Source organism: Paraglaciecola sp. 20A4, from assembly GCF_011378905.1.
In the GTDB taxonomy this organism is placed as follows: domain Bacteria; phylum Pseudomonadota; class Gammaproteobacteria; order Enterobacterales; family Alteromonadaceae; genus Paraglaciecola.
In genome coordinates, this window is the sequence record NZ_WTPY01000003.1 from 151,823 (window position 1) to 178,657 (window position 26,835).

The following is a 26,835-nucleotide window of genomic DNA, read 5'->3' on the forward strand; positions in this document are numbered from 1 at the left end:
TCACTGCTAAGATATCTCATGATTGTAAATGGATTACCTGCCGAACAAATTGATATTGCCGACAGAGCAACACAGTACGGCGATGGATGTTTTACCACAATGGCCGTAAAACAGGGTGAAATAGAGCTTTGGAAAGCACATTTAGAGCGCTTAAAGCACACCTGTGAACGCCTATATATACCATTTACCGATTGGGACGAACTCAGTCGGTCTGCATTCAATTGTGCGCAAAACGAGACCCTCGCCGTATTGAAAATATTAATTTCTCGTGGTTCAGGTGGTCGCGGTTACAGCCCTATCGGCGCAGATAAACCTGTGTATATAATTACTCTTCACCCTATGCCAACACAATATAAATGTTGGCAAGAAATCGGCATCGAGTTAAATGTGAGTAATATCACGCTGGCTAAACAACCTCTTTTAGCAGGGTTGAAACATCTAAATCGATTAGAGCAAGTCTTTATCAAACGTGAACTGGCCCTTGACGCTTTCCATGATTGTATTGTGCTGGACACCGATAACATGATTATCGAATCATCTGTTGGTAACTTGTTTTGGTTTCACGACAACGCTTGGTTTACACCATCACTCTGTTTTAGTGGTGTCGAAGGGGTTATGCGTAACCATATTATTGAACATTTCAAGCAAAACGCTATCGATTTTTACCTGTGTCGAGAGGGGCTAAACACCATACAATCGGCTATTGAAGTCTTCGTATGTAATAGCCTAATGGGGGTGGTGCCGGTCAATGCAATCGAATTTGCAGATGGACATCGGGCGTATTATCGCACTGATAAAACTCGTCAAGTGCAACAAGAAGTTACCCATCATCGTGTTTAATCTTAAAGTGGCGGTATAGTGAAAATTAACCTAATTAAAACAACCTCATGGTTGATTACTCTGACAGTCGTTACTTTAATGACAGGCTATTATTATTTTCAACAGCAGGCCGAAAAACCCCTACAACTCGAGCAGTCAACCTTACTGATTATCGATAAAGGTCAATTTTCCAATAGCATCCTCGGCCAGTTAAAACAGCAAGGACTTATTGAACATACTCTTGGGTTAAAAGTCATGTTAAAGCTTATGCCAGAATTAACCCACGTTAAAGCTGGAACCTATGAATTATTGCCAGGAATGAACGGTATTGATGTCTTTCGCCTGATCGCAAGTGGCAAGGAAAAGCAATTTGCTATCACCCTTATTGAAGGTCTCAGGTGGCAAGATTGGCGTACACAAATAATGTCCGACCCGCATATTACCGTTAAAGATGATTTTGAAGATAATGTTGCTCGATTAGTCCACGACTTACAAGGCAATACATTAGAAGGGTGGTTATTACCGGACACCTATTACTTCGTTGCGGGTACATCCGCATTTTCGCTCGTTCAAAGGGCGCACAGTGAGATGCAAAGTGCATTACAAAATCTATGGCAACAAAGAGAGCAAAACCTCCCTTACACCTCGTCATATGACGCGTTAATCATGGCTTCCATTATTGAAAAAGAAACCGCTCGAGCCGATGAGCGTGAACGTATAGCAGGTGTGTTTGTTAATCGACTAAGACTTAATATGCGCTTGCAGACAGATCCCACCGTTATTTACGGAATTGGCGAGCAATTCGATGGCAATATTAGGCGCAAAGACTTACGGACCGCCACACCCTATAATACATATATCATCAAAGGTTTAACGCCCACGCCTATAGCGATGCCAAGTTTGCTGGCCATTTATGCGGCCCTGAATCCATTGGCAACGGATGAGTTATACTTTGTATCTAAAGGGGATGGCAGCCATTATTTTTCGACTACCTTGCAAGAGCATAATCAGGCAGTGCGTCAGTATCAATTAAACCAGTAATAATTAATTAGAACATTATTTAGCGATAAAGGAAGTGTAGTTTGATCCCAACAGGTAAATTTGTAGTTATTGAAGGCTTAGAGGGGGCAGGTAAAAGTACCGCCGTAAGTATCGTAAAAACCTGTATTGAACAAGCAGGTCACAGCCTGACCTGTACCCGCGAGCCTGGTGGTACAGCGATGGCCGAAGCCATTCGTGAATGTGTAAAAAAAGATTGGCAGGGCGAAACGGTTACTACTGAGGCTGAGTTACTCTTGATGTACGCTGCCAGAGCTCAGTTATTGTTTAATGTGATTCATCCCGCGCTTAAAAAAGGACACTGGGTATTAGGCGATCGCCATGATATGTCGTCGCAGGCTTATCAAGGCGGCGGTCGAGAGATCCCGCAATCGTTGATACAACCGCTTCGAGATATAACCCTAAAAGGTTTTACGCCTGATTTCACTTTATATCTTGATGTTGAACCTGGTGAGGGCTTGAAGCGCGCACGAGGCAGGGGAGAGCTTGATCGTATTGAACAGCTCGATATATCGTTTTTTGAGCGTACCAGAGCACGTTACCTAAGCATCGCTCAGCGCGATCCACATTGTGTCATCATCAATACCATGCAATCAATGGAACAAGTACACCATGATATTAAACACGCCATGCAACAGTTTTTGGTGGCGTAGCATGTACTCATGGTTACAGGGAGCTTTACAGAAGTTATTTCAACGAGCTGCCCAGCATAAATTACATCATGCACTGTTGTTAAAAGGCCTCAAAGGCATCGGTAAAAGCGATTTTGCTGAGCAATTAGGTCGCTACTTGCTATGTTCAAATAAACAAGTTATTGCCCAGACTGACGCTGCAGCATGCGGGCATTGTCAATCATGTTTATTACTTAATGCGGGCAATCATCCTGACTTATATGAAATCCGGTCTGATAAGCAAATAGGCGTGGATGCAATTCGAGATGCGATTAAGAAACTTTCGGGCTCATCCCAGCTATCAGGGGCCAAAGTCTTAGTGATCCATGATGCACATACCATGACCGAATCCAGTGCGAATGCGCTGCTCAAGACGCTTGAAGAGCCCACCAATAATACCTTTTTATTGTTGCTCAGTGATCAAACTGAGCGCTTGCTGCCGACAATATTAAGTCGTTGTGAGAAAGTTTCCTTACCAAGTCCGACTAAACAAGCGTGTATAAGTTGGCTAAATGAACAAGGTTACCAAAATGTTGATGAAGCTATGTTACGCTTATATGGTGCATCGCCATTATTATTAGTAGAGAGGCTAATAACACCACCAAAAATAAGCTATCAAGATGTGGTCCGTGGCATTGAATCGTTACAAGTTGGGTTAGCAGACCCAGCTGATCTCGCTAGTAAGTGGCAAGATGACGCCATCAACATGGTTAAGTGGCTGCAGATTTGGTTGCTTGAAAAATTGAAAAAAGGACCGAGTAATCCTGAGTCTTTGTGGCATATGCATAAGTTGTGTATCAGCGCCAATGAACAATTACGTAATCCAGGGGTCAATAAAACCCTAGTATTAGTCAACATATTACAGTCAATGGTAAAATAATATTTTACAACGCTATGGGTAGCTCTCCTTGTAAAACAGACTGCTAAACTTTTTAAAATAGGAAAATTTCTTGTTTGTAGATTCACATTGTCATCTCGACCGATTAGATAAAAGCCCGCAAGAACTTGCTGAGGTCATCCATTTTGCTCAACAAAGAGGCGTAGAACATTTTTTATGTGTATGCGTATCCGTTAATGACTTTCCCGCGATGATGCAATCCATTAAACCGTTTGATAATGTGTCTGCTAGCTGTGGCGTACATCCGCTTCATCAAGATGAAGCATGCTCTTACGACGAATTACTCGCCATGGCAAGCTCTGACAATATTGTAGCCATAGGTGAAACAGGCTTGGATTATTTTTACAGTGCTGAAACCAAAGATGTGCAGCTAACCTCATTTGTCGATCACATTAAGGTGGCCAACGAGCTTAATAAACCACTGATTATTCACACCAGAGATGCGCGCCAAGATACTATTGCCTTACTCAAACAACACAAAGCGCCCGGCACACGCGGTGTATTGCACTGTTTTACTGAAGATTGGGAAATGGCTGAGGCCGCAATTGCCTTAGGATTCTATATTTCAATTTCAGGCATTGTGACGTTTAAAAGTGCTCAGGCGCTGCAAGAAGTCGTTAAAAAAATTCCGTTAGAAAATCTGCTAATCGAGACTGATTCCCCTTGGCTCGCTCCGGTACCTTACCGAGGAAAGCAAAATCAACCTGGTTATGTGCGAGAGGTAGGTGAGTTTATTGCTGAGCTTAAAGGCGTGTCGGTTGAGGAGCTCGCCCGCATAACAACTGGAAACTTTTATCAACTTTTCAATATTATTCAAGCAAAGGCTTAAAATTAAGCGCTGTTATGCGAGGTACTCTACGCTTCGCATGGCTTTGCGATAGTAAGCTCAGCGTCTCTATTATTATTCAATAACCAGTAGCAGGCCACAGAGCTCGTTGGTAATAACCAATGGCAAGCAACTCCGAGGACAAGCAAAATCAAAGTATTACCGACTGAGAACTAAACCGCTCTCCCAACGATTGTCACTTTAATAAGTAACAACCAGCTGTCAATTCATACTGTAACTTCTTTTGATATTCACAGAAAGACAATATCAAAAGCTCGATGTCACGGACTCGGCCGTTTCGTTTAAAATATCATCTACTTGTTGAGTCTTTTCATGAGACGGTGTGTTAACCACCACAACCCATTTCCCTTCTTCGGTCGCGCTTCGAGTTTGATTGACTACGCCATCTTGGTCTGGCCTTAAAGAGACGAACCCGGCTAACATTAAACCGAAAAAGAAGCCTAATACTGATAGGGCCATAGCGGTTAATCCTGGGCTAGCTTGAGTATAGGAAGGCCCGTAAAAAGCCAGAATACCAGCACTCAATAAGCCCAGTATTACACCAAATATTGCGAATGAAAGATGCGCTTTAAGCATAAATGAACCAACTTGCTTATCATCTTTCACTAATTTTTTGTCAAAGTGATTGTCATGGGGTGAAACAAGTTTAACAGCGGTACTTGATAAGCCCGAGTTATCAAGTACCGCCTTGAGTCCTTTTCGCGCTTTGATTTCATCGGTATAAATTGCACTTACTTTACCGCTAATATTGTTGCTCATAATTTGCCTCTCATTCTTCAATATCCGAGGGTGACTAACAGCATGCTGAATAGAATCACCGTTGACTGAAACGTTAATCGAGTTATAAATCTACTTAAACATCGCTAATTGTTTGCGCCTACCTGGCTAAACTAAATTTCATCTTAATTTGTTGATGAACCGCAAACCTCGTGCCATTTGCCAGTTAAGCTGCTACTAATTTGAAAAGTTTTAGCCCATTTGCTTGCTGCGTATACGGATGAAAGGGGAAAGTATTCATTTCTTACTTTATCGAAAGCCATCAACAAAGGCGCTTGATGAAAGCACTAGGGCCAGCGGTCGGTAAATTTTACTGACCGCTAGCAAAATTTTATATCCTTTAGGAGAGATTTAACTCATATACGTTAATATGACCTCCCTAATAAATAGCGTTAACCGTAACAAAACCGCGTAAATGTAAAGGGTTGCTGTCATTTACGGTTAATTTTCACATCTTGGCGCGTATTACGCTTATCCATGCATTCATCAAACTTCTTTTTCCGAGAGCGAATATGACAAACGAGCAGGATCATCCATTAGGTCTTTTCAAAACAGATACAGGTTATGACGTAAGCGTGTGGGCGCCTAATGCGGCTAAAGTTTCGTTTCGTGGTGAGTTTGATAACTGGAGCGAAAACGGGGTGTCATTACAATCAAGTAATGGTGGTATTTGGCACGGATCCATTCCAGATCTAAAAAACACCCAGCAATATCAATTTAGTATTACCACTGACTCAGGCGACATTTTAAAGCGTAATGACCCTAGAGCACGCCTACTAACCAATAGCGTCGGTGCATCAGTTGTGTTCGATGACGACTACGTGTGGCCCGATTCAACATTTAGCATGGCCAAAACGAACGCCCTTGTTATTTACGAGCTGCATATAGGTACATTCAATTGTACTGACAAATCCCAAGACGAGCCTGGCACATTTGCTAGTGCAATAGAAAAACTTGATTATCTTGCGCAGCTTGGGGTCAATTGTATTGAAGTTATGCCAGTCAATGAATTCGCTGGTGATTTTAGTTGGGGTTATAACCCCGCTTATCCTTTTGCTGTTGAAGAAGCCTACGGTGGACCAACTGGACTAAAGGATTTAGTAAAAGAGGCCCACGAGCGCAATATTGCGGTGGTACTGGACGTAGTTTATAACCATTTTGGTCCGAGTGATTTGCACCTTTGGCAATTTGACGGCTGGTCTGAGAATGATAAGGGCGGTATCTATTTCTATAACGACTGGCGTAGTGATACGCCTTGGGGCGATACGCGTCCAGATTATGGTCGTCCGCAAGTGCGCCAGTATATTTTCGACAATGCCATGATGTGGCTCGAAGAATTCAGGCTTGATGGGCTGCGAATGGACATGATCCCTTATATGCGTTCAGTGTCGGGGTCTGAGGATCCTAATGATTGTATTGAAGAAGCGTACGAGCTTATCCGCTGGATTAACGCAGAAGTGAAAAGCCGTTACCCAAATAAATTGGTCGTGGCAGAAGATTTACACGGCAATGATTTTGTGACAGATCTGACCGAACATGGCGGCTTGGGTTACACAGCCCAGTGGGACGCTGATTTTGTACACCCGGTGCGTGACGTGCTCACCCAAGCCGACGATAACAATCGAGACCTGTCTCTAGTTGAAAAAGCGTTAACGCGTAAATATTCAGGCAACGCTTTCTCCCGAGTGGTCTATGTTGAGTCACACGATGAAGTGGCTAATGGCAGTGCACGACTAGCCGAAGAGATTGCGCCAGGTAATGTAGACAAGGACTATTTTGCTCGCCAGCGCTCAGTAATAGGCGCAGCATTAACATTAACCGCACCTGGCATACCGATGTTATTTCAAGGTCAGGAGCTATTAGAAGATTTATGGTTTGACGATAAAGACCCTATTGACTGGTCACGCCTTGAGCAATTCCCGCAGTTGAATCAAGCCTACAAAGCGTTAATTGCACTGCGTAAGGAAAGTGCTAGCTTACATAGCGACAGCATCCATATAAAGCATAGAGACCACTCAAACAACATTTTGGCTTATCAGCGAGGAGATACCGATACACAAGCCCAAGACGATAAACCCAATGGCGAACCATTGTTGGTTATTATCAACTTTAAAAATCAACGTATTGATGACTATGAATTGGCTGATTTTGACAATAGGGAGTGGGAGTGCATTTTTAACTGGCAAAATGGCTTCCATCAACCGGAACACTTTTCCTTTAAACATCGAGACGATGAGCAGTATGGGTTGTTAAACATTGCTGAATATCAGGTGCTCATTTTGAAGCGGTTAAATTAAACCCACTCAAGGGTTATAAACAAGTGAGCTTTTCAATACGATTGAATTTTCAGGAGTAATGTCTAGCTTGCTTTCTTACCTTAGTACTTATGCCTAACATAAATTTTAAAGAGATTTAATTTCGGTAATTATTACATTATCGCTGAAATGATTTCACGCCTGTCTAATGCGACACGCTCACCCCCCTATTTTTACTGGACTTAGCCTTGGTGCATGCTTTGCATCTGTTCATTTCGAAAACACCCATTCTTCGTAGTACTTATGTTCCCCGTAATGGTGAACAACTGATTTGGTGTTGAATTTAATCCGGTTTGAAATCCAATAGTAAGGAAAACCCACTATGCCTTCTTCCTCCAAAAAACATATTTTAGACTGGCCCCTAAGCGTATTCGCGGTGCTATCTTTTTTAATAGGATTGTACCTACTCATCGGTGGCCTATGGCTAGTTATCGAAAATGGCTCATGCTACTACGCGATAGCAGGGGCGACATTGTTAGTCACCAGTATTTTGCTCTATTTTAAACAACGTTTAGGTCTTTGGTTTTTTGCCTTGTTATTTATTGGCACCTTAGGTTGGACCATTTGGGAGTCTGGTTTAGATTATTGGCGTTGGGTACCAAGAATGGGTGTACCTGTGGTGTTGGGGTTTATCTTGGCTTTATTGATGCCAAGTTTAGGCATCTCTAAACGGGCCAGTCTTTCATTCGCTGGGGCGTTCGCTGTATTGTTTGTTGGGGCCTTTAGCATGGCATTTGTTCCAACGAATTGGACACACAATGCTCAAACGCCTCAATCTGGGACGAGCTTGATCAAATTGGGGCAGCGAAACGGTGTAGCCGATGTACCTGACGACGATTGGCCTGTATACGGACGTGACAACAATGCTAGCCGCTTTTCTCCTGTAACGGATATTACGCCAGGTAACGTCTCTTCTTTAAAACAAGCTTGGCAGTATAGAACCAAAGACATTCCTGCCAAACGGTATGGAGCCGAAACAACACCGATTAAAATTGGTGACCGTTTATATCTGTGCAGTGCGCGTAATCAAATCATCGCTCTTTCGGCGCAAACTGGTAAAGAAATATGGCGCCACAATCCACACGTAGCCGATAAGGATATTCCTTATACCGCCGCTTGTAGAGGCGTAGCTTACTATAAGCTACCTGAGCTAAATATTGATTCTGAGCAACCATATGGTGAAAACGCTATTTTGAATGATGCTCCGAAGAACGCAGCAAATTGCCGCGAACGTATTATCAGCGGTACCTTAGATGGTCGAATTATTGAAGTAGATGCTAATACTGGCCGCTCTTGCAGCGAATTTGGTGACAACGGTCAAGTCGATATCAAGCTACATATGGGCAAAACACCTAATGGTTTTGTCGCCATCACGGGGGTACCCGTTGTGGTTCAAGGCGTAATCATTACAGGCCACCAAGTGCTAGATGGTCAAAAACGCTATGCGCCTTCTGGCGTTATCAAAGGTTTCGATGCGAAAACGGGCGAACTACGTTGGGCTTGGGACATGGTTAAAACTAATATTGATACATATCCGCCAGCGGGTGAGACGTACACCAGAGGCACACCGAATATGTGGACGTCAGCCACAGGTGACAATGACTTAGGCTTGGTTTATCTGCCAATGGGTAATTCATCTGCTGACTACTGGAGTAGCTCTCGTACAGAGTCTGAAATTAAATACGCGACATCTTTAGTTGCGATTAATGTCAACACAGGCAAACCAGCTTGGTCATTTCAAACCGTCCATAAAGATGTATGGGATTATGACCTTGGCTCTCAAGTCAGTTTAATTGATTACCCATCAAAAAAAGGGTTGGTGAGAGCATTAGTGCTAACCAGCAAACAAGGTGACATTTATATACTCGACCGGGAAACCGGAGAAGCCCTTACTGGAGTTGAGGAACGTAAGGTGCCAACAGGTGGTGTCGCTCCAGAAAAACGTTCGGATACTCAGCCGTTCTCGACGTTTCATACATTACGTAAGCCCGACTTGACCGCACGAGACATGTGGGGTGTCACAATGTTTGACCAATTGGCTTGTCGTATTCAGTATCAAAAAGCCAGTTACAAGGGCATCTATACACCACCTACCACTGACCAACACTGGATACAATATCCTGGCTACAATGGTGGTTCAGACTGGGGTAGTGTCGCCATCGATCCAAGTCGCGGGGTGATGATTGCTAACTATAACGACATGCCTAACTATAATCGTTTGGTATCTCGCAAAGAAGCTAACGAGCGAGGTTGGAAGCCAAGGGACGAGATGGACCATGATGATGGCGGCGCTGAAGGTGCAGGCGATCCCCAGCAAGGAACGCCCTATGCAGTGGATGTCAACGCCGGATGGCGTTTACCCTTTACCGGATTATTATGTAAACAACCCCCATACGGTGGTATTCGCGCCATCAACTTAGAAAATGGGCAAACACTTTGGGACAGACCGCTGGGTACGGCGCGAAATAATGGCCCTTTCGGCATCTCTTCTGGCCTGCCACTGACCATTGGCACACCTAACAACGGTGGTAGCGTGGTCACCAAAAGTGGCCTTATTTTCATTGCTGCGGCCACAGATAACCTGATCCGAGCCATTGATATAAATACTGGTGAAACGTTATGGAAAGATGTTCTCCCAGCTGGCGGGCAAGCAAATCCGATGTTGTATCGTGAAAACGGTAAGAGCTATTTAGTCATAGTGGCAGCGGGTCACCATTTTATGGAAACACCTCCAGGTGACTACGTTATTGCTTACACACTTGATGATTAGTGACCTAGCTATAGATCTAGCTACTAGCAGCCGTACTTAGTAATAAGAGGGCTGCGCTTAGGGCGCTATCAATCGTATCAAGACTACAAAGTACGGGTGACGGTGGAATTTGCTTGTTGTTGTATATCGCTTGAAATATAAATAGATAAAGTAGATAAATCTGCATGCCCAGCGTTTTTCATTACCACCTGTAGTGGCGTACCAGCTGCGATAGAGGTTGTTATACCTGTATGCCTCAATGAATGAACGCTAAACTCTCGTAACTCATGAGCTTCATGGGGAGCGAGATTTTCAAGTTTATCAGCAGTTGTATCAAATACCGTTCTCACTATGCTACGAATAGATTCAATGCCAAGCTGCGCATTTAAAATACCTGTTTCACGCCCGTGAGTACCCGCCTTATGACGAACAAAAAGTGGCACCTGCTCGTCTGGGTTAGGGTAATCAGATAACCCTAAATAACGGCGATACTCGATCAAACATGCCATTAATTCATCAGGGCAGGGGATCATTCGACTCTTGCCGCCTTTACTTCGAGGTATTTTAAACACCCATTGACCACTCCTATGCTTAGCAAAGCTACTCATCATAGGTGTGTATCCCGGGCGAGCGGCAATTTCTGATACCCGAGGGTAAAGCAGATAAAGTAAAGCAAAAAGTAAACGGGTTCGTTGATGTTTCTCAGGCTGTGTTGACCCAAGATGATTCACTTGCTGCCAAACACTTTTCCACTGTAACTCACTTAGTGCTTTTTCTCCGTCCGGCGATTCTATAACGTGGGTATTATTCACATTAAGTCTACGTAACAAGACCGCAGCAGGATTTTTGTCACAATATTCCATATCACTAAGAAACAGGAAAAAACTACTTAATAATGAAAGCTGTGCTTTTAAGGTTGCTGTTTTTCGCACATATCGCGTGCCGTCACGTAATACAAATGGCTGCCACTTAGGATTAGGGGCTAATGTTTTATGCTGTTTATTTTCAATAAAAAATGGGTACGAGGCTTGTGTAATTAAATGTAGCGGAGGCTGATTGCAAAAATCAACAAACTTACGTAATACCACCCGATCAATGTCAGCTATTGAACAGCCCTTAACAAACCATGCCCAATTAAAAAGCAGATTGAGCTCACTGCGTATTGACTTAAAATTATTTGGGTTAAAGCGATTTTCACTAAGATATTCTATGGCTAACTCGTAACTATAAGCGGCGTCATGGATAATATGATCAAGCGCCATCACCCGCTGATTAATGTATAACACGCCGACATCTAGTTGCTTAGCATGAGGAAATAACGGAATAAATTCGACGAGCTCGGACATGTATATTGGTACATTTTGATAAAACATGGAATAACACATATTAACTGTATATTTATACAGTTAATAGTGCTTTGTGTGGATTTGGTACTAAAAATGAGCGCTATTAGGCGAAAAACATTATCTCTCCTACAATATTCGCTGAAATTTAACGGTTGTAACTGGCGTATTTACACGAGTAAATGGCATACTCTTTAATCGCAGAATCATTCGTGAAACGGTTATTGGCATCGCGGTTGCTAAATGGGTCTACATAACGTCTCAATAAAATCGCTAGGCAGTAAATTATTTGCCAAATTGACGCGGTTAAAATGTAGACAATTAACTGTTGTTGAAACAAGGTGGTGTATTTAACCTTGATAAATCCGCTTTTTGCCCCCAATAAATAGGCAATGATTCGAACCTAATTAGATTAACTAACCCAGCTCTTATTTTATCAATACCAAGGGCATGGGTTATTTTTACTCTGTACACGTGATTAAGGAATGTTAAATGAAAAGCAAGTCGGATATCGGTTTAGTCGGTTTAGCCGTAATGGGTGAGAATTTGATCCTTAATATGGAATCAAAGGGTTTTACAGTAACGGCGTACAACAGAAGTCATTCAAAGGTTGAAAAGTTCATTGAGGGCCGTGCCAAAGGTAAGAATATTCGCGGAGCCGACAGTGTAGAAAGTCTAGTAGAATCACTATCAACACCACGTAAAGTGATGTTAATGGTAAAAGCTGGGCAAGCCGTTGATGACTTTATTGAACAATTGATCCCATTCCTTGATAAAGGCGATATTATTATTGATGGGGGTAATACTCATTTTCCAGATTCAAACCGAAGAACCGAATACTTAGAGAGCAAAGGCTTATTGTATATCGGCACAGGTGTGTCAGGTGGTGAAGAAGGGGCATTGAAAGGCCCTTCAATTATGCCAGGCGGCTCCAAGAAAGCTTGGCCGTTAGTTAAAGATATTCTGCAATCTATCTCGGCGAAAGTTGCTGACGAAAACGGTAACGAAGTCGTTCCTTGCTGCGATTGGGTAGGCGATGCAGGCGCAGGCCACTTTGTGAAAATGGTTCACAACGGTATCGAATATGGTGATATGCAGCTTATTTGCGAAGCTTATCAGTTAATGAAAGTAGTACTCGGCTTGAATGCTGATGAAATTCAAAAAGTATTTGCCCATTGGAATACCACTGAGCTAGACAGTTACCTTATCGATATCACAAAAGACATTTTTGCCTTTAAAGATGAAAATGGTGAGCCGCTAGTTGAGAAAATTTTAGATACAGCAGGGCAGAAGGGCACAGGTAAGTGGACAGGCATAACCGCTTTAGATTTAGGCGTGCCATTAACCCTTATTGCTGACTCCGTATTTGCTCGTTGTATCTCAGCTAAGAAAGAGCAGCGCGTAGAAGCCTCAAAAGTGATTACCGGCCCTGAAATTAGTTTCAACGGTGATAAAGCTGAATTTATCGAAAATCTTCGCCAAGCAGTACTTGCCGCCAAAATCGTATCTTACGCTCAGGGCTATATGCTTATGCAAGAAGCAGCTAAAGAGTACAAGTGGGAATTAAACTACGGCGGCATCGCGTTGATGTGGCGTGGTGGTTGTATTATTCGCTCTGCATTTTTAGGCAAAATTAAAGAAGCATACGATGCTGATCCTAAGCTTGAGAACTTATTATTAACGCCTTATTTCAAAGACACGGTTGAATCTGCGCAAGCAGGGTGGAGAAACGTAGTAGGCACAGCCGTTATCAATGGTATCGCCATACCGTGCTTAAGCTCAGCGTTAACCTATTTTGATGGTTTCAGAACAGCCCGTTTACCAGCTAATTTATTACAAGCTCAGCGTGATTACTTTGGCGCGCATACTTATGAGCGTATAGACAAACCAAGAGGTGAGTTCTTCCACACCAATTGGACAGGTCGCGGCGGTGATACGTCGTCAACGACCTACGATGTGTAACCAGTAAGTCATTTGTTGGGTTTAGGGCAGGGGACATACTGCTCTGAAACCCAATTATATATTTTTTTTAGTTCACTACACTTGCAAACGAACGTCAGTTCAAAACTAGATTTTACCTTTAGCGCACAGTACCAACACTCCATCCTATAGTTTTAAATTCAAATTCAAACTTATATTTATATTTATATGTAAAATTAATCGCTAATTGGCTGCACGGCACGTTGTCTTAGACTAGCGTTGGTAAATATCGTATTTATGAATTTTGGAGATATTTTAACGTCGCCCATACCCGTATAACGCTAATTATACGGGTATGGACTATTATCGGAAGCCTTGTGTGTTGAATAGCCGTCGTAATAGTGATTATGGTATTAACAGTGATAAGATGATCATTTACCCTTTAAAATAAGTATTCAGTAGTTAAATGGAGACTATTTTTTCAACTAAGCCAGTGGTTTAATTATGTTATGTCGCCAGCACAATCATCTCTGAACCCTATATAGAGGCCATCTTAATGACGTCAATCACCTTAGGTTCATTCGCACTTCCTGTATCACCTATTATTTTACTTTTTAGTTTGATTGTAGGGCTAATAGTAATTGCCATACTGGGGAAAAAACAAAGCATCTCGGTTAGTGACTCGTTGATAAGCATAGTGATCTATAGCTTAATTGTCGGCAGAGTCGTATTTGTAATAAAATTCTTTGAAAGTTACGATTCAATTTGGCAAATACTTGATATCCGCGACAGAGGCTTTGACACATTTTCTAGCGTTATTTCAGGTGTGATATTTCTAATTGTTCAACTTAAGCGTAAACCTGAGCAACGCAATATTCTTATCAGCGGAGCAGCTACCACTCTAATATTATTTACGCTTACGCAGGCTGTAATTAATGCTGGAAACGAGCAATCGGCGTTACCGAACTTATCGTTTTCAACTACCGAAGGCGTTGATGTGAATCTACATCACGTGTCGAATCAAAATATCACTATTGTTAATCTATGGGCCTCATGGTGTGGGCCTTGCAGACGAGAAATGCCTGTATTAGCGGCAGCTGAAAAGCGCTTTCCTGAGGTTAAGTTCATTATGTTAAACCAGCGGGAACCTGCATCAACGGTGAGCAAATTTTTAGCAGACATTAATCAAACCTTTAATTATGTTTTACTCGATACCAAAGGTGACGTCGCTACTATGATGGGTGCCCATGGTTTACCGATGACATTATTTTATGATAAACACGGCAATATGGTATCAAGCCATTTTGGTGAAGTATCTGCGGCCAGCCTGCAAGCCGCGATAGAAAATCTAACTAAACAATAGACGTTACCAGTGACATATTTTTGTATATAAGCACATTATGCCGAGCGTATTTTATATTGTGTTGAACAATAGCCACGCGTAATTAACGGACTGCGTATTTTTTCATGTTTAGTCTTGCGGCCAGATACACGCGCCCGCCAGTTCTTAAATGCCCGAGGGCTGAGTTCTTTTCGCATAAGCTTTATCGTTTGAGTTTCGTTTAAATCGTACAAAACACTGATAGCTTCAAAAGGTGTGCGATCCTCCCAAGCCATTTCAATAATGCGTGACGTATCTGGATTTGTATTTATGTCCATTATGTAACCTTGTATATAACTTGTATTGAGCGGATGGCAAAACTGAGAATGAAATATGCTTAAAACATTTATCAAGCTCACAGGTTATTACGGGTCAATGTATGAAAACAGTTCACCAAACAAGGTAATAAGATAAGTTAGGCCAAGCATGACCTAGTTTAATCGAGGAAGCTCACAATCACTGAGCAAGATAACCAATGCGGCAAATGAAGAAATATAGCTAATTTAACATAATATACATTATACGAATATCTATTATGCATATAAACTTCGCTACAGGTTTTCGGCCATAAATCATCATCATATGATTCAGGCAAATTATCTAATACTTCCTCAATCATATTTTTAACTCTGGCCTTTGTGCGCTGTTTCTTGCGCCAATCAATTACCAATATTTCCTGCATTTTTTCAGTTAATTCTTTTGCTATTATTTTAACTTGGTCACGCTCTTTGTCTGATAACGCCGTGTCTTGGATCATTAAATCATATACAGCTAACTCTTCTTCATTGAGTCCTTGGCGCACTGCACGTTCTTCTTCGTGTTCAAAATCATTTATAAACTCTTTCAATCGATTAAAAAATTCTTCTGCTGTGTATGCGCCAAGATTATATTCTTCAACCAACTCTAGGAATTTTTGCTGCAAGTCTTGGCGAGTATTGTTCCTTAACACCATCGGCTGAAGTTTACGTTCTATGAGGTTTTTTAGGCGTTGTGCATCTGATTGTTTAGGCTTTTCAATCTTTGAGACCATAGTTGCTAAGGCATCAAAATCTATATCAGCAATGTTAATTGGCTCTGGTAAATTACTCTTTATTTGAATCGTAGAAATTGATTCGTCGAGTAACTCGTTAACCTGATTTCTGATTACATCTAAAACATCTTCATCAATTTCTAAGCCTGATTTCAAGCGCATTTGTGAATAAATGATATTAATTGCTATGCGACATGGCACATATTGGTTAGCACTATCGTCTGGCATAATAGCTTTAAAAATACGATTAATTTGCCTTAAGAATGCAGTAAATTCATCTTGGTTTTTAGGCTCTAGTAATATTTCACTGGCATTATCTAATAGCGATAACTTAGCAAAACCGTCAGCGGGTGAAGATATAATTGCACCTAAATCTATACCTTTAGAATGTAAAAAAACCTGCAACTCACCAACTGCAATTCCTAATGCAGTAACTAACTCCGACTTATCTTTTGCAGGGCTATCTATGTCGTATTTCCCCCCATCTTCAGCTACCCCGCCACCATACATTCCCAGTGCCTGTTGCAATGCACTAAAAATATTTATGTAGTCAACTATTTGCCCCGCTGTTTTACCTTCATACACCCTATTAGCACGAGCAATGGTTTGCATTAAAGTGTGACTTTTTAATGGTTTATCTAGATACAAAGTGCTGACTGTAGGCGCATCAAAACCCGTTAACCACATGGCACATACGAACACTATTCTGAGTGGGTCTTCAGGATCTTTAAATTTATCATCCATTTTTTCTTTAAGAAAACGTTCACGGTGCGGTTTATAATTTAGTCCTTTTTTAGCTAGTCGTTCGTCATCGTTTTGCCCACCTGACACAACAACAGCCATGTCTGTAGAAGCCATATGGTCTATTTGAAAATTCAGTTTATTTAAGCGGCTACCTGTTGCATATTTAGCTTGCGCTTTAAGGCTTGTTAATTTGGTTTTCCACGCTGATTGCACTTTGTCATACATTTTAATGGTAGTGGCTTTATCGATAAACACAACCATGGCCTTGCCAAGCATGCCATCATGAAAAGGAGCACGATTAATATAATGTTCAACCAGATCTTTCGCGACAGTTTCTAAGCGGTCATCGCGAGTAATGATATGGTAGGCTTCTGAAAACTCTCTTTCTAAACGTTCTTCTTGCTCATCGGTTAACTCTGCTTCATCCAATATTTCAGCTATTTCACTGCCAATATTTTCATTTAACATCGACACTTCAGGCACTCGGGTTTCATAATATAAAGGTAACGTAGCGCCATCACCTACCGTGTCAGAAAAATTATAAATACTAATGTAGTCGCCAAACACTTCTTGAGTTTTAGCTTCTCCAGCAAGTAAAGGTGTACCTTAAATGCCATAAACTATGCATTGCATTGCATGGCATTACGCATGTTCATTGCTAAAGAGTCGTAATGAGTGGGTTAATATCAGGATTTAACGTTAGTAATGCAGATTTAAAAGAACAAATAGTGGATTACTTAATAATGACTGGTAATCAACAGAACCAAATACTTCATCCCAGCATGTGACTGTTTCCCAGTCTAATTCTGAAAACAATTGTATTGCAGGTTGCTCTATTAATGCGTCTTCCGTGTATGCCATTTTATCCTCTTAACATATCTTCTTCAGCTTCTTGCTTAATTTCATACTTAATTTGATTATCAATATATTCAACTGTACTCGTAGCCCAATTTTTTACCTGGGGATTCTGGTATTCGATAAGTGGTTGAATTAAATCTTTATCTGCCTCTAAATAAGGAACTAATGAGCCAGAAGATGACCTGCTAGAGAAGTTTGCCGAAATCTCATTTAGGAATGCTTCATTGTCAGAGAACTCAGATAATAAAGGAATCATTAATGGGTTAATAATACGATCTTCGCCATTTGTAATAAACATCGAAATGGCTCGGCCAACAATAAGTAGCGCAATTTCATCTTGGCACCAATTAATAATAATGTCCTGATCTAAGATATCAAAAATACTATTGTCTCTCTTCTTATACGATTTTCCGCTACCCAACAATTCAATCAAGCGATATGGTTTTATAGTCTTACCATCAATAAAAATGTCAGCTATTTTAGGCCAAATATAGTTGCCATGTAATTCAAAAGCTTTGTAAAATCCATTGCCTAAGTAGTCCCATAAATCAGAGTAATTAACATCATGATTTCCAACTTGGTCGACTAGATATAGACATAATTTTAAAGCAAAATCTTCGTTCTCAGTCTGCAATAACCATTCAACAGATTTCAACCAATGGTAACTATCCGAATGTCGTGTTTTGTCTTCTTTTGTAAAAGAAACATTGAGTACTAGATGAACTAATACGGGAGTTAAAACAATGAAGTCTATATCCTTTCGGCCGTGTGAATACATATTGATATTATCAAGTGCTACCCAAACTGCTGTTTGATCAACTTCACTCAAAGACATACAAAACTGTGCTATTTCATGTTCTGTAATGTGTTCAGTAACTCTACCATGACCAAGTATTGATGCTGAACTACTAGGTAATTGGTTAGTTTTAATTAACTTAAGTAATCTGTCTAAATGAGGTGGTTCAATTTTTCCAGTACATATTGCGCTAGGATAATATTGTATTAAATGTTCATCCTCTCCAATTAACTCTATTGCTTCTCGCCATCTATTTATGTTTTTGACGTAAATTCCACTCAAGAAACCAGCAAAAAATTGTGTGTATAAATTCGTAGTTTTGCGAAAGTAATTAAACAATTCTTCTAACAATAAATCAAAACAATCTGACACAAGTACCAAATGTTTTGCAAAGATCCAGCTTTGTTTTTGCTCAGGAAAAGTCATTAATAACTCAAAATATTGGACTAATTCGACATGATTGTTTTTTAAATCAATTGATAATTTTTTGGCGTCTTCAGCGGCCATATCAATATAATGTCCGTCTTCCCCTTTTACATGCTCTCTAGATGGATTTAGTACAATTAATTTTAATTTTTCTTCAAGACTATCCTCATCGGGGGATAATAGCTTTTCCCATGACTTAAGAAATTCAAGTTGTTCAGGTTCCATACCCTTTGCATCGTAATGTAAGGCATGGGTGATTGATTGTGCTGCGTCAGGCCAGTATTTATCAGTAAGCTTTATCACTTCTTTTATAAAAACATCTAATTGTTGAAACTGTTTATAGTTTGTTAAGCCTCTAATTTCATGACCAAAAGCGGCCTTAACTTGCTCAACCAAGCTTCCACGTTTAATGATTTCAAGTAATATATCGAAAAGAGACTGCCAATAGTCATAAATTTCTTGATACTTTTGTGGAATCCATTCTTTTAATTCAGGTTTAGTGCCTTGAAACTCAGCCCCAATAGTTCTTGTGCCACCATACGTACTAATTGCAGTTTTGATAGCTTCAATAACAACAATATCGGCACTTTCTATATTTAAAGCTAACGCCTTATCTAAAATCGTTAATCTTTGAGTAAAGTCAGCTTCTGTACCTGATAATTGCCAACGAAATAATTGCGAAAACTGGCCTAGTGAATTATTGCCGTAACTTTCATTTTCAAACTGCGCCAACTTAAACAAGCACCATGAAGTTTTTTCAAAGTAGGTCCGATGGAAAACTAACATTTCAAGTGCCCAAACTAAATTCCGTCTCACATCCCCATCAATGTTGATAATGTCATCATCGGATAATCGATTTAAAATACGAAATAAAAGGTCACTTGTTACCTGAGGGTTCACTTCTACTAATGCGCGAAAAAGTCTTGAACCCTGTTTAGAAAGTAACAATTCCGCTTGGCCGAAAGGGCTGTCGCCCTCACAAAATTTCTCAACAAAATCTTGTACATTTAAAGATGAATCTAAAAAAGTAATCTGTTTGCAAAAGCTTTCTAGCATTGATTCTGGCAATTCGTTTATCAAATGACTTTGACGATCAAACAAACTACTTGTCCACCATTCCATTGCTAGGTTTAATGCTAGGGGTTTTGGGACTACTCTTGCATATCGTCCTGTTCTGTTAATTAACTCTTTTTGAGTAAATGTAGTAATTAGTTGTTCAAAATCAACCTGTTCACTACCAGCAATTTCATTAATAAATTTTGCTTCTAAATTTAAATCTTGGGCTTTATTTTTTTCACATTGTATGTAATCAAATAGTGATAATACTTTTAAAATTTCACGGTGCTTGTCAGTAAGCTTGCCATCTCCATTGATAAGTTTTTCAACAAGATCATGTTCAGTGAAATTGGTATCAAAATTTCCATTTTCTCTAATCTGTTTAATTAGCATATCAGCAAGTAATGGAAAGCCTTCAATAAATCGAGCTAATCTACTAATCTCAAATTCTTTTAGATCAGGTAAATTTTGTGTTAGTAATTGTGTTATCTGATCTTGTTCAAGCTTATCAATTTTAATCTGAATACAATCGTTTACTGCATCATGGTAAAAATTTAAAGTGATAACTTTAAGTCGATTTTGTTTATCAATAATTTTACGGATGTTTTCATGTAGGCTAATACTGCAAGTTTCAACAATGACCAACCCGCAAACGCAGTCAGTAACTGCGCTCTGTAGACTGTTCAGTATTTCTTTGGCATCGTCAGCTCCATCATAGATTAGAATATCGCCTTCAGATAAACTATTCGTTAGCTTCAAAAACTCTATTATTAAGCGAGATTTTCCCAAACCAGATAACCCAGTTAGCCGAACAAAGGGGGCGTCGCCACTTAATCCACTCTGTAATGCTTTTAAGTTCTTTTCTGTTTTTGAATCTTGTACATAATTTAAATCATGGTGACGATCAAATTTGAACCATTCTTTATAAGTAGAAGATGTTTTATTTTTATACTTAGTAAGCACATTTTTTCTTTCAATAAAGTCTCTAAGTAACTTGAAAGAAAGACTATTTTCATCTTTTGGTTTAACTATGTTTATATGGCCTGCATCAATATTGGTTTCTACATCATGATTTCTAAATATACTTTTTGCACTATTTGAGGTGACAATCGCGTCCTTCCCACCAATAACAGACATGATTTCTAACCTGGAATCTAAACTAGTATAAGACCATTGGTCATTTAACAGCTCTACGAAATTTCCATCTTTATCCAATGCTTTTAATTTACTGCATCTTAAAGGCAAGTTGGATAGTAACTTCGCAAAGCCACTACCATCATGTGGTACGGCAAAAAAAGCTACTTTAGTAATATTATGTTGGACTTTTTTAAGTTCAAGATTAACTAATAGTTGCCTGATTACTAATCCACCTAAACTGTGCCCAACTAAAATCAAGTCATCAACATCAAAGCATTTATTGGCTTTAAGTTCGGAAAACAAACCTTCTGCTAACTGATGAACACTAGTGCTATTACCTACAATAGGAAGATACCAACTATCAAAGCCATATAAAGCGACTTCACAATCAATAGTATTTTCCAATAGCTCAGGGAACTTACCCCATGTATTTTTACCACCATAAAAACCATGTATAAATACTAGCTTTTGACTCATATATGTCCTTATAACTCAATTTGACCTGATATTAATTTAGGTAACAGCATGTCACGCTGTTTCTTAAGATTTTCATTTCTAGCAATTAAATTCCAGCATTGCTTAACAATTAATTCAACGGTGTTATTCCATTCATCCATAATATTTTGAGGTGGTATGAATATTTTAAATTTCCTAACATATTTTAGAATAATTCTAGGAATTGCAGCACCGGAGACACTGTTTTTAATTCGTTCTTTTACAAAAGAGCTTCTTAAGCAGTACGCAAGCCAATGAGGTATTACTTTTTCATTCGGACGAATAATTGCGATAGATAATAACAGTGCAACCTCAAGATCTTTTTGAACAACAAAAGTGTATTTCAAATAACTACCATCTTTTGCAACTAAGATATCATTAGCTTTTACTACAGAATCCTGTCGTTTTAATTCTTGATAATCATCAATAGAAATTTGACGACATTTAGCTATATTTATCCCAAAATCATGCATGTCTTTCCTTTACCAAACCGCTAATTATTAACAGTCTGGGTATATAAATCATTGAAATCAGAGTCTGTAACCGTGCCAGGTAATAGTGCGTTTAGACTCAAATTACGTTTTTTGTTTAATAATCTGTTTAAATTGGCGTCAAAAGAATGCTCACCATATTTAGGATGTATCGCTATGGGGATATATACATGAACAGCCTTCTTTTGCCCTATTCTGAATGCCCTGTCGGTGCTTTGATCTTCTACCGCAGGATTCCACCACCTAGTTAGGTGAATGACATGGTTAGCAGCCGTTATGGTTAACCCTACCCCACCTGCTTTTGGTGAAAGTAACATCACGTCAAACTTGCCCATTTCACCTTTTTGAAATTCATCGACATATTTTTTTCTAGTATTTCCGTCTACTTGCCCATTAATTCTAAAAGGGCGTTTATCAAGTTGATAACGCTGTTGTAGATAACCTGATAAGTATTCTTGTACATTAATGGTTTCGCAGAATACTAGGGCTTTTTCGCCTTTGCTTGCTACATCATCTAGTATCTCAATGAGCGCCGTTAAACGTGCTGAACGTTTGATAACACCATCGTTAATACCGCTGCCATCAAAGTCTTCTGCGACAAGGGATACCTTTCTGATTTTTTGAATAAATTTAAGTACCGCCCCTGCTTTACCTTTTTCAAGTTGGACTTCTTGCACTATGTTTTCATATTCTTGAGCTTGCAGCTCTGGCATCACCACAGTGACTTCCTTGATGATTTTTTCTGGTAGTCCTTTGATATGATCAACTTTCATACGGCGTAACATCAGTGGAGGCGTGCTTTTTTCCACTAAAAGTGTTTTTAGCCGCTGTGCTTCAACGGGATCAGCCTCTGCTGGCTTTGCGTATTCAGAGTGAAATCGACTTAAAGAACCAAATAACCCAGGTTGTGCTGTATCAACAATACACCACAGGTCAGCCAACTCGTTTTCTACAGGTGTACCTGTCAACATTAAGGTAAAGTCAGAGGATAACGACTTTGCCATTTCAGTTACTCGTGACACTGGATTTTTGATTTTTTGTGCTTCATCAAAAATGGTTATTCCCCAGTCAATTGACAGGAAATATTTAATTTTATCTCTTAGCGTTTCGTATGTAGTTAACACCCAATCTGCATGGCTTAAAATATCGTTTCTTTCTACTACATTTAGATCTTTTAGTTGCCGGATATTAGGACCATATGCTTCGAATAGCTGGCCAACACCTGGCTCATGTAAATGTATTTTGGCCTCGTCTTGCCAGTTTTTTAATAGACCAGATGGGGCAACAATTAAAAAGGGTTTATTTGGGTATTCGTTGTTATTCATTAGCTGCTTTACGCTAGCCATAAACGTCAAAGACTGAATGGTTTTACCTAATCCCATATCATCGGCTAATAATGCTCCTACAGAGCCAGATTGCCAGTGATTAGCCAACCAGGCCAAACCAAATTTTTGATGGTCGTAAAGATCAATTGTTTTCAGGCGTTCTGGTATTTGATCAACATTTGGTCGAGGTTTATTTTTAAGAATTTCAAATTCAACGTCCTCGATATTATCTTTTAAAATAGGCGCCTGTACTGCTAAAGAAAAACCTGCTGCTTCGCCACTTTCTTCAAACGGTTTAAGCATCTTGATCAAAAGGTTTTTAACTTCCAACGTCACCGGAACGACTTGATTGTTAAAAGTTAGTTGTGGGTCTTCTTGATCAAGGGCCGTTTTAATCAGTTCCAATAATTCTTTCATTTCACTAACAGTGAAATTCACCATCATGTCGTCTATTGGGAAAAACAATCTGGCGTTGTCATCAGGAACCCAATCTCCATCACGCTTAACAACGTATGCGCATAACTTAGGCTCCCAAACACCAATCTGTTCAATTCGTTGGCTGATAAATTCGGGGGTTTCAACAAATATTGAATCTAACTCTTCAGGTACATTTTCTTGTTCAAGTTTTTCATTAATATACTGATGTGGATTGGCTAAGAACGCTAAACGCTGTTCTGGAGGGCCGCTTTGATATTGTTTTACTACGTCTAATACTTTTTGCACTCTATCAGGCAAAACCACATAGGTGCCATTGCCAATGGCGTAATTACTTCTGACTGAACTCCCTGTTTTAAATTGATCTTCAAATTCTCTTTGTTTTGCTTTTGGTATGGCATATTCAACATCAGATTGACCTTGTACGTCCCACGCCTTTTCAGAACTCGGTTTTATTAGTAGAGGGTTAAATACCCCATGATCTTTAATATCGAGGGTAATTCGGTCTGCTCGGCATATGGTAATTGCGCTTAGACGCCCTTCTACTACTGAGTCTTCGGGTAATAATTCTTGAACTTCGCCCCATCGAACAAATCGTTCATCCATGTCATGTGCAGGTACTGAATTAAAATATTCAATACGTTGAATAATGCTAAAAATAGGGTCGAGTATAAGCTGTTGCTCGTTACCAATTTGTAGTATTGCACCGTTTAATTTTGCTCCTAAATAAGGTCGGCCTTCTGGCTTTAACAATCGATAATTAAGTTTAAAACTTGGTTTACTGATTAGCCCTTCTGCACTGATTTTTAATCTAGCTTGACTGACTTGTGGCAAACCAAGTTGTTTTACTTCAATTTCTGTAAGAGTAGCGATAAACGGATCTGAACAAATAATCTTGTCATCAAAGACTTTAGGTTGGGAAACGTCATCAGTGACACGAAACAATGCGTCAACTAAAACTTGATTATTGCCGTTGGTAATTGCATAACGTCCCCAGCTATTAGGTGGCAGATAATTACCATCATGCTCAACCCTAAACTCAAACCCTTTTTCAATTCGAGACCAATACAAGGTGGCTTTGTTAGTCATTCATGTAATCCCTTTCTGTCACTCTAAATCCAGTTAAATCACGAATGTGGCCGGACAGTTTTTGTTGCCAGCCTCCTTGTATATTTCCGTGATGGGCACCTGTATGGTCACTGTTTAGTATCACATCGTCTCGGCTGTAGTGTTTAGAATAAAACGTTGGGGCGAACTGTGGTGAGTTCCATACGCGATAGCTACCTGAATGGCTCCATTCGGTAACGATAAGATCACCAATTTTCATTATGAGTACACTATGTTTGGAATCGCCACCAGATAAAGAAGCGTAGTTGTGTCTACCCTTAATAAAATTGGGGGCCTGTTCAAATGATTTAACACCCAAAGCAAACCATGCCTCTTCGATATATCCTTTTTTAAGATAGGCATTCCAAAATCTTTTACGGTATTTCCAATGTCGATCTGCATCTGATTGATCTGCAACGTGGCTAAGGAGATTGAAAAAATCCTCCATGGTTTTTTCAACTAACCAGCTTTGGAAAACTCTAATGGCTTCATCATCAACACCATGCCAACCTGTAAGCTCGACTCTTGGGTCGCCAAAGTGTGTGAGAAAGAATGTTTTTAGTGAATCTTTTACATCCGTTCTCAATTCGATACTGCCTGATGCAATCAGTATCGAATTCGCTATTTCAATTCTAAATTCGGGGTATGTTAGCTTTCCATTCAATTCAGCGAATTTAACCAATTTTGCAATCATATTCATTTGCTTGTCGGATGGGATGTTATCGATAAAGCTCTGAAAATTTTCGAGATACTCACTGAGCACTTTGACAGTAAATTTACTTGCACTTAATCCTTCAAGTAACCCTCTTGTTCTTAATTCGGAGCCTACATTACCCGTTACAGCTATATTCTGTGAAATGACTATATGAGCGTTTGAATCGAGCGTTTGTCGGCCTAATATCTCTGCACTTACTCGGAACACTTTTCTGTTATTACTTTCCTTAAATAGCGATTTAATATGACTTTGCAGTTCTACTATATATTTTTGTTCAAAAGGATACAAAACGAGATAGGCATTATAAAAAGCAAGCACAAACCTATAGTTGTCTACATTTTGTGTGAGTTTTTTATAAAAAGCCCAAAAGCGCCAGCGTTTAATCAGTGCTTTTTCATCGTCAAATTGTTCGAATAACACCCAAGGAGAATGATAGATATCGTAACGAGATAAAGTAGTTAGATCTTTATTTTCAAACGCCAGTTTAAGACGTTTATATATCTGTAAAAGTGTGGTTCTTGTTGGAACAACTAAATCATTCTCGATAGATACCTTGGTAATATCATTAGAGGCTTTTATCAACAAAGATTCACTGATTACAGGAGGGGTACTCCAGCTTTCTATTTCTAGTGATCTTAGCGCTGCTTTTGCAAACATTATCTTCCTGCCTCACTACTGATGCTTTGTTGAACATCAGTTAATGACGGCGGTGTCATAATAAAGCGTAAGTCAATTCTTCTATTTGTAGGGTCTGACTGTGGATAAGAATAACTATGTCCCTCTACGGGCCTACCTTCACCATAACCACTCACTGAAATGATGGGCTGTAAATTCGTATTTACTATCTGATTGAGAACAGTGTCGGGAACTAATGTTCGGTAAGCAGTAATGGCTCTTGCGGCTGATAGATCCCAATTATCTTCATATTTATAAGACTTCATGGGGACATTATCGGTATGACCCTCAATGAAGATTGAGTCTATTTTTCCTTGAAAGTGTTCAAAGCCTTCACAATTATGAAACGTAGGTGGATTACTTGCGTAACAAGGTATGATGGCATCTAAAACGCGCCCAATTACTTTAAGATTTGATTCATTTTTTTCATCCAATGAAGCTCTCGCCGTTTCGAATTGAATTGCGTTTTCAGTTAATCTTAGGACACCATGCTCTGCGTCTATTTCTACAACAATATTTTGATCTTCTAGCTTTTGTTTAAGAAGCAGTAACAATTCACTCCTTGACTGATCAGTATTGGTAAACCTTTTCACTATCTCTTTTTGGGTTTGGGTAATTTCCTTTTGCTTTTGTATCGCGTCTTGGAAATTAATGATGAAGGCTACCAGGGTAATGATAAAAATAAACAACAACCCAGACATCATGTCGCTTACTGAAATCAGATAGCCTGCCCCTTCATCCTCTAATAAATTGTGTTCGCTCATTG

At 39.8% G+C, this 26,835-nt stretch carries 19 protein-coding genes; 9 read left to right on the top strand and 10 right to left on the bottom strand.

Annotation, left to right across the window (positions count from 1 at the left end; genetic code table 11):
- Positions 1-18: 18 nt before the first annotated feature.
- From pabC to GQS54_RS05090, 5 genes are all read left to right on the top strand, one after another.
- Positions 19-840: an aminodeoxychorismate lyase gene (gene pabC, locus GQS54_RS05070; RefSeq protein WP_166422936.1), complete on the top strand. Its 822-nt coding sequence runs from the start codon at positions 19-21 to the stop codon at positions 838-840.
- 18 nt (positions 841-858) lie between these two features.
- Positions 859-1,860 carry an endolytic transglycosylase MltG gene (mltG, locus tag GQS54_RS05075; RefSeq protein ID WP_166422937.1) on the top strand — a complete coding sequence of 334 codons (1,002 nt, stop codon included), beginning with the start codon at positions 859-861 and terminating at the stop codon, positions 1,858-1,860.
- 41 nt (positions 1,861-1,901) lie between these two features.
- Complete coding sequence (gene tmk / locus GQS54_RS05080) at positions 1,902-2,531, top strand: dTMP kinase (protein ID WP_166422938.1); 630 nt, start codon at positions 1,902-1,904, stop codon at positions 2,529-2,531.
- Position 2,532: 1 nt separating this feature from the next.
- On the top strand, positions 2,533-3,429 hold the full coding sequence (holB, locus tag GQS54_RS05085; protein WP_166422939.1) for a DNA polymerase III subunit delta': 897 nt from the start codon (positions 2,533-2,535) through the stop codon (positions 3,427-3,429).
- A 70-nt stretch (positions 3,430-3,499) separates the two neighbouring features.
- Complete coding sequence (locus GQS54_RS05090) at positions 3,500-4,276, top strand: YchF/TatD family DNA exonuclease (RefSeq protein WP_166422940.1); 777 nt, start codon at positions 3,500-3,502, stop codon at positions 4,274-4,276.
- Between the two features lie 264 nt (positions 4,277-4,540).
- Here GQS54_RS05090 and GQS54_RS05095 read toward each other — a convergent pair whose 3' ends face one another.
- Complete coding sequence (locus GQS54_RS05095) at positions 4,541-5,053, bottom strand: hypothetical protein (RefSeq protein ID WP_166422941.1); 513 nt, start codon at positions 5,051-5,053, stop codon at positions 4,541-4,543.
- A 530-nt stretch (positions 5,054-5,583) separates the two neighbouring features.
- Between GQS54_RS05095 and GQS54_RS05100 the strand changes: the two genes are divergently transcribed.
- The gene (locus GQS54_RS05100; RefSeq protein WP_166422942.1) at positions 5,584-7,368 is read left to right on the top strand and encodes an alpha-amylase family glycosyl hydrolase; all 1,785 of its coding nucleotides are present in this window, start codon (positions 5,584-5,586) and stop codon (positions 7,366-7,368) included.
- Positions 7,369-7,708: 340 nt separating this feature from the next.
- The gene (locus GQS54_RS05105) at positions 7,709-10,156 is read left to right on the top strand and encodes a membrane-bound PQQ-dependent dehydrogenase, glucose/quinate/shikimate family (protein WP_205967628.1); all 2,448 of its coding nucleotides are present in this window, start codon (positions 7,709-7,711) and stop codon (positions 10,154-10,156) included.
- 83 nt (positions 10,157-10,239) lie between these two features.
- Here the strand turns inward: GQS54_RS05105 and GQS54_RS05110 are convergent, their stop codons facing one another.
- A complete protein-coding gene (locus GQS54_RS05110; protein WP_166422943.1) occupies positions 10,240-11,481 on the bottom strand; it encodes a site-specific integrase in 1,242 nt (413 codons plus the stop codon).
- A 489-nt stretch (positions 11,482-11,970) separates the two neighbouring features.
- Here GQS54_RS05110 and gnd point away from each other — a divergent pair, with 489 nt between their 5' ends.
- A complete protein-coding gene (gnd, locus tag GQS54_RS05115) occupies positions 11,971-13,440 on the top strand; it encodes a decarboxylating NADP(+)-dependent phosphogluconate dehydrogenase (RefSeq protein WP_166422944.1) in 1,470 nt (489 codons plus the stop codon).
- A 514-nt stretch (positions 13,441-13,954) separates the two neighbouring features.
- Entirely contained in the window at positions 13,955-14,761 is an 807-nt protein-coding gene (locus GQS54_RS05120; protein ID WP_166422945.1) for a TlpA disulfide reductase family protein, read from the top strand.
- A 35-nt stretch (positions 14,762-14,796) separates the two neighbouring features.
- Here GQS54_RS05120 and GQS54_RS05125 read toward each other — a convergent pair whose 3' ends face one another.
- The 8 genes from GQS54_RS05125 to GQS54_RS05160 form a co-directional block, all read right to left on the bottom strand.
- Positions 14,797-15,057 carry a TIGR03643 family protein gene (locus tag GQS54_RS05125; RefSeq protein ID WP_166422946.1) on the bottom strand — a complete coding sequence of 87 codons (261 nt, stop codon included), beginning with the start codon at positions 15,055-15,057 and terminating at the stop codon, positions 14,797-14,799.
- A 158-nt stretch (positions 15,058-15,215) separates the two neighbouring features.
- The gene (locus tag GQS54_RS23500; protein ID WP_346766551.1) at positions 15,216-17,120 is read right to left on the bottom strand and encodes a type I restriction enzyme endonuclease domain-containing protein; all 1,905 of its coding nucleotides are present in this window, start codon (positions 17,118-17,120) and stop codon (positions 15,216-15,218) included.
- 132 nt (positions 17,121-17,252) lie between these two features.
- Complete coding sequence (locus GQS54_RS05135; protein WP_166422947.1) at positions 17,253-17,414, bottom strand: hypothetical protein; 162 nt, start codon at positions 17,412-17,414, stop codon at positions 17,253-17,255.
- 1 nt (position 17,415) lies between these two features.
- Positions 17,416-21,303, bottom strand: coding sequence for a hypothetical protein (locus tag GQS54_RS23030; protein WP_205967629.1), 3,888 nt, complete (start codon positions 21,301-21,303; stop codon positions 17,416-17,418).
- An 8-nt stretch (positions 21,304-21,311) separates the two neighbouring features.
- Positions 21,312-21,794 carry a hypothetical protein gene (locus GQS54_RS05145; RefSeq protein WP_166422948.1) on the bottom strand — a complete coding sequence of 161 codons (483 nt, stop codon included), beginning with the start codon at positions 21,792-21,794 and terminating at the stop codon, positions 21,312-21,314.
- A 20-nt stretch (positions 21,795-21,814) separates the two neighbouring features.
- The gene (locus GQS54_RS05150; RefSeq protein WP_166422949.1) at positions 21,815-24,661 is read right to left on the bottom strand and encodes a DEAD/DEAH box helicase; all 2,847 of its coding nucleotides are present in this window, start codon (positions 24,659-24,661) and stop codon (positions 21,815-21,817) included.
- The gene (locus GQS54_RS05155) at positions 24,654-26,051 is read right to left on the bottom strand and encodes an EH signature domain-containing protein (protein ID WP_166422950.1); all 1,398 of its coding nucleotides are present in this window, start codon (positions 26,049-26,051) and stop codon (positions 24,654-24,656) included. Before GQS54_RS05155 ends, GQS54_RS05150 begins: the two co-directional genes overlap by 8 nt.
- Entirely contained in the window at positions 26,051-26,833 is a 783-nt protein-coding gene (locus GQS54_RS05160) for an OmpA family protein (RefSeq protein WP_166422951.1), read from the bottom strand. The genes GQS54_RS05155 and GQS54_RS05160 overlap by 1 nt, the downstream gene beginning before the upstream one ends.
- Positions 26,834-26,835 lie beyond the last annotated feature (2 nt).

Bases quoted from the DNA above. Each gene is read 5' to 3' on its own strand.
- pabC (WP_166422936.1), top strand. From the start codon at position 19: ATGATTGTAAATGGATTACCTGCCGAACAAATTGATATTGCCGACAGA.
- holB (WP_166422939.1), top strand. From the start codon at position 2,533: ATGTACTCATGGTTACAGGGAGCTTTACAGAAGTTATTTCAACGAGCT.
- GQS54_RS05095 (WP_166422941.1), bottom strand. From the start codon at position 5,053: ATGAGCAACAATATTAGCGGTAAAGTAAGTGCAATTTATACCGATGAA.
- GQS54_RS05100 (WP_166422942.1), top strand. From the start codon at position 5,584: ATGACAAACGAGCAGGATCATCCATTAGGTCTTTTCAAAACAGATACA.
- GQS54_RS05105 (WP_205967628.1), top strand. From the start codon at position 7,709: ATGCCTTCTTCCTCCAAAAAACATATTTTAGACTGGCCCCTAAGCGTA.
- GQS54_RS05110 (WP_166422943.1), bottom strand. From the start codon at position 11,481: ATGTCCGAGCTCGTCGAATTTATTCCGTTATTTCCTCATGCTAAGCAA.
- gnd (WP_166422944.1), top strand. From the start codon at position 11,971: ATGAAAAGCAAGTCGGATATCGGTTTAGTCGGTTTAGCCGTAATGGGT.
- GQS54_RS05120 (WP_166422945.1), top strand. From the start codon at position 13,955: ATGACGTCAATCACCTTAGGTTCATTCGCACTTCCTGTATCACCTATT.
- GQS54_RS05125 (WP_166422946.1), bottom strand. From the start codon at position 15,057: ATGGACATAAATACAAATCCAGATACGTCACGCATTATTGAAATGGCT.
- GQS54_RS05135 (WP_166422947.1), bottom strand. From the start codon at position 17,414: ATGGCATACACGGAAGACGCATTAATAGAGCAACCTGCAATACAATTG.
- GQS54_RS23030 (WP_205967629.1), bottom strand. From the start codon at position 21,303: ATGAGTCAAAAGCTAGTATTTATACATGGTTTTTATGGTGGTAAAAAT.
- GQS54_RS05145 (WP_166422948.1), bottom strand. From the start codon at position 21,794: ATGCATGATTTTGGGATAAATATAGCTAAATGTCGTCAAATTTCTATT.
- GQS54_RS05150 (WP_166422949.1), bottom strand. From the start codon at position 24,661: ATGACTAACAAAGCCACCTTGTATTGGTCTCGAATTGAAAAAGGGTTT.
- GQS54_RS05155 (WP_166422950.1), bottom strand. From the start codon at position 26,051: ATGTTTGCAAAAGCAGCGCTAAGATCACTAGAAATAGAAAGCTGGAGT.
- GQS54_RS05160 (WP_166422951.1), bottom strand. From the start codon at position 26,833: ATGAGCGAACACAATTTATTAGAGGATGAAGGGGCAGGCTATCTGATT.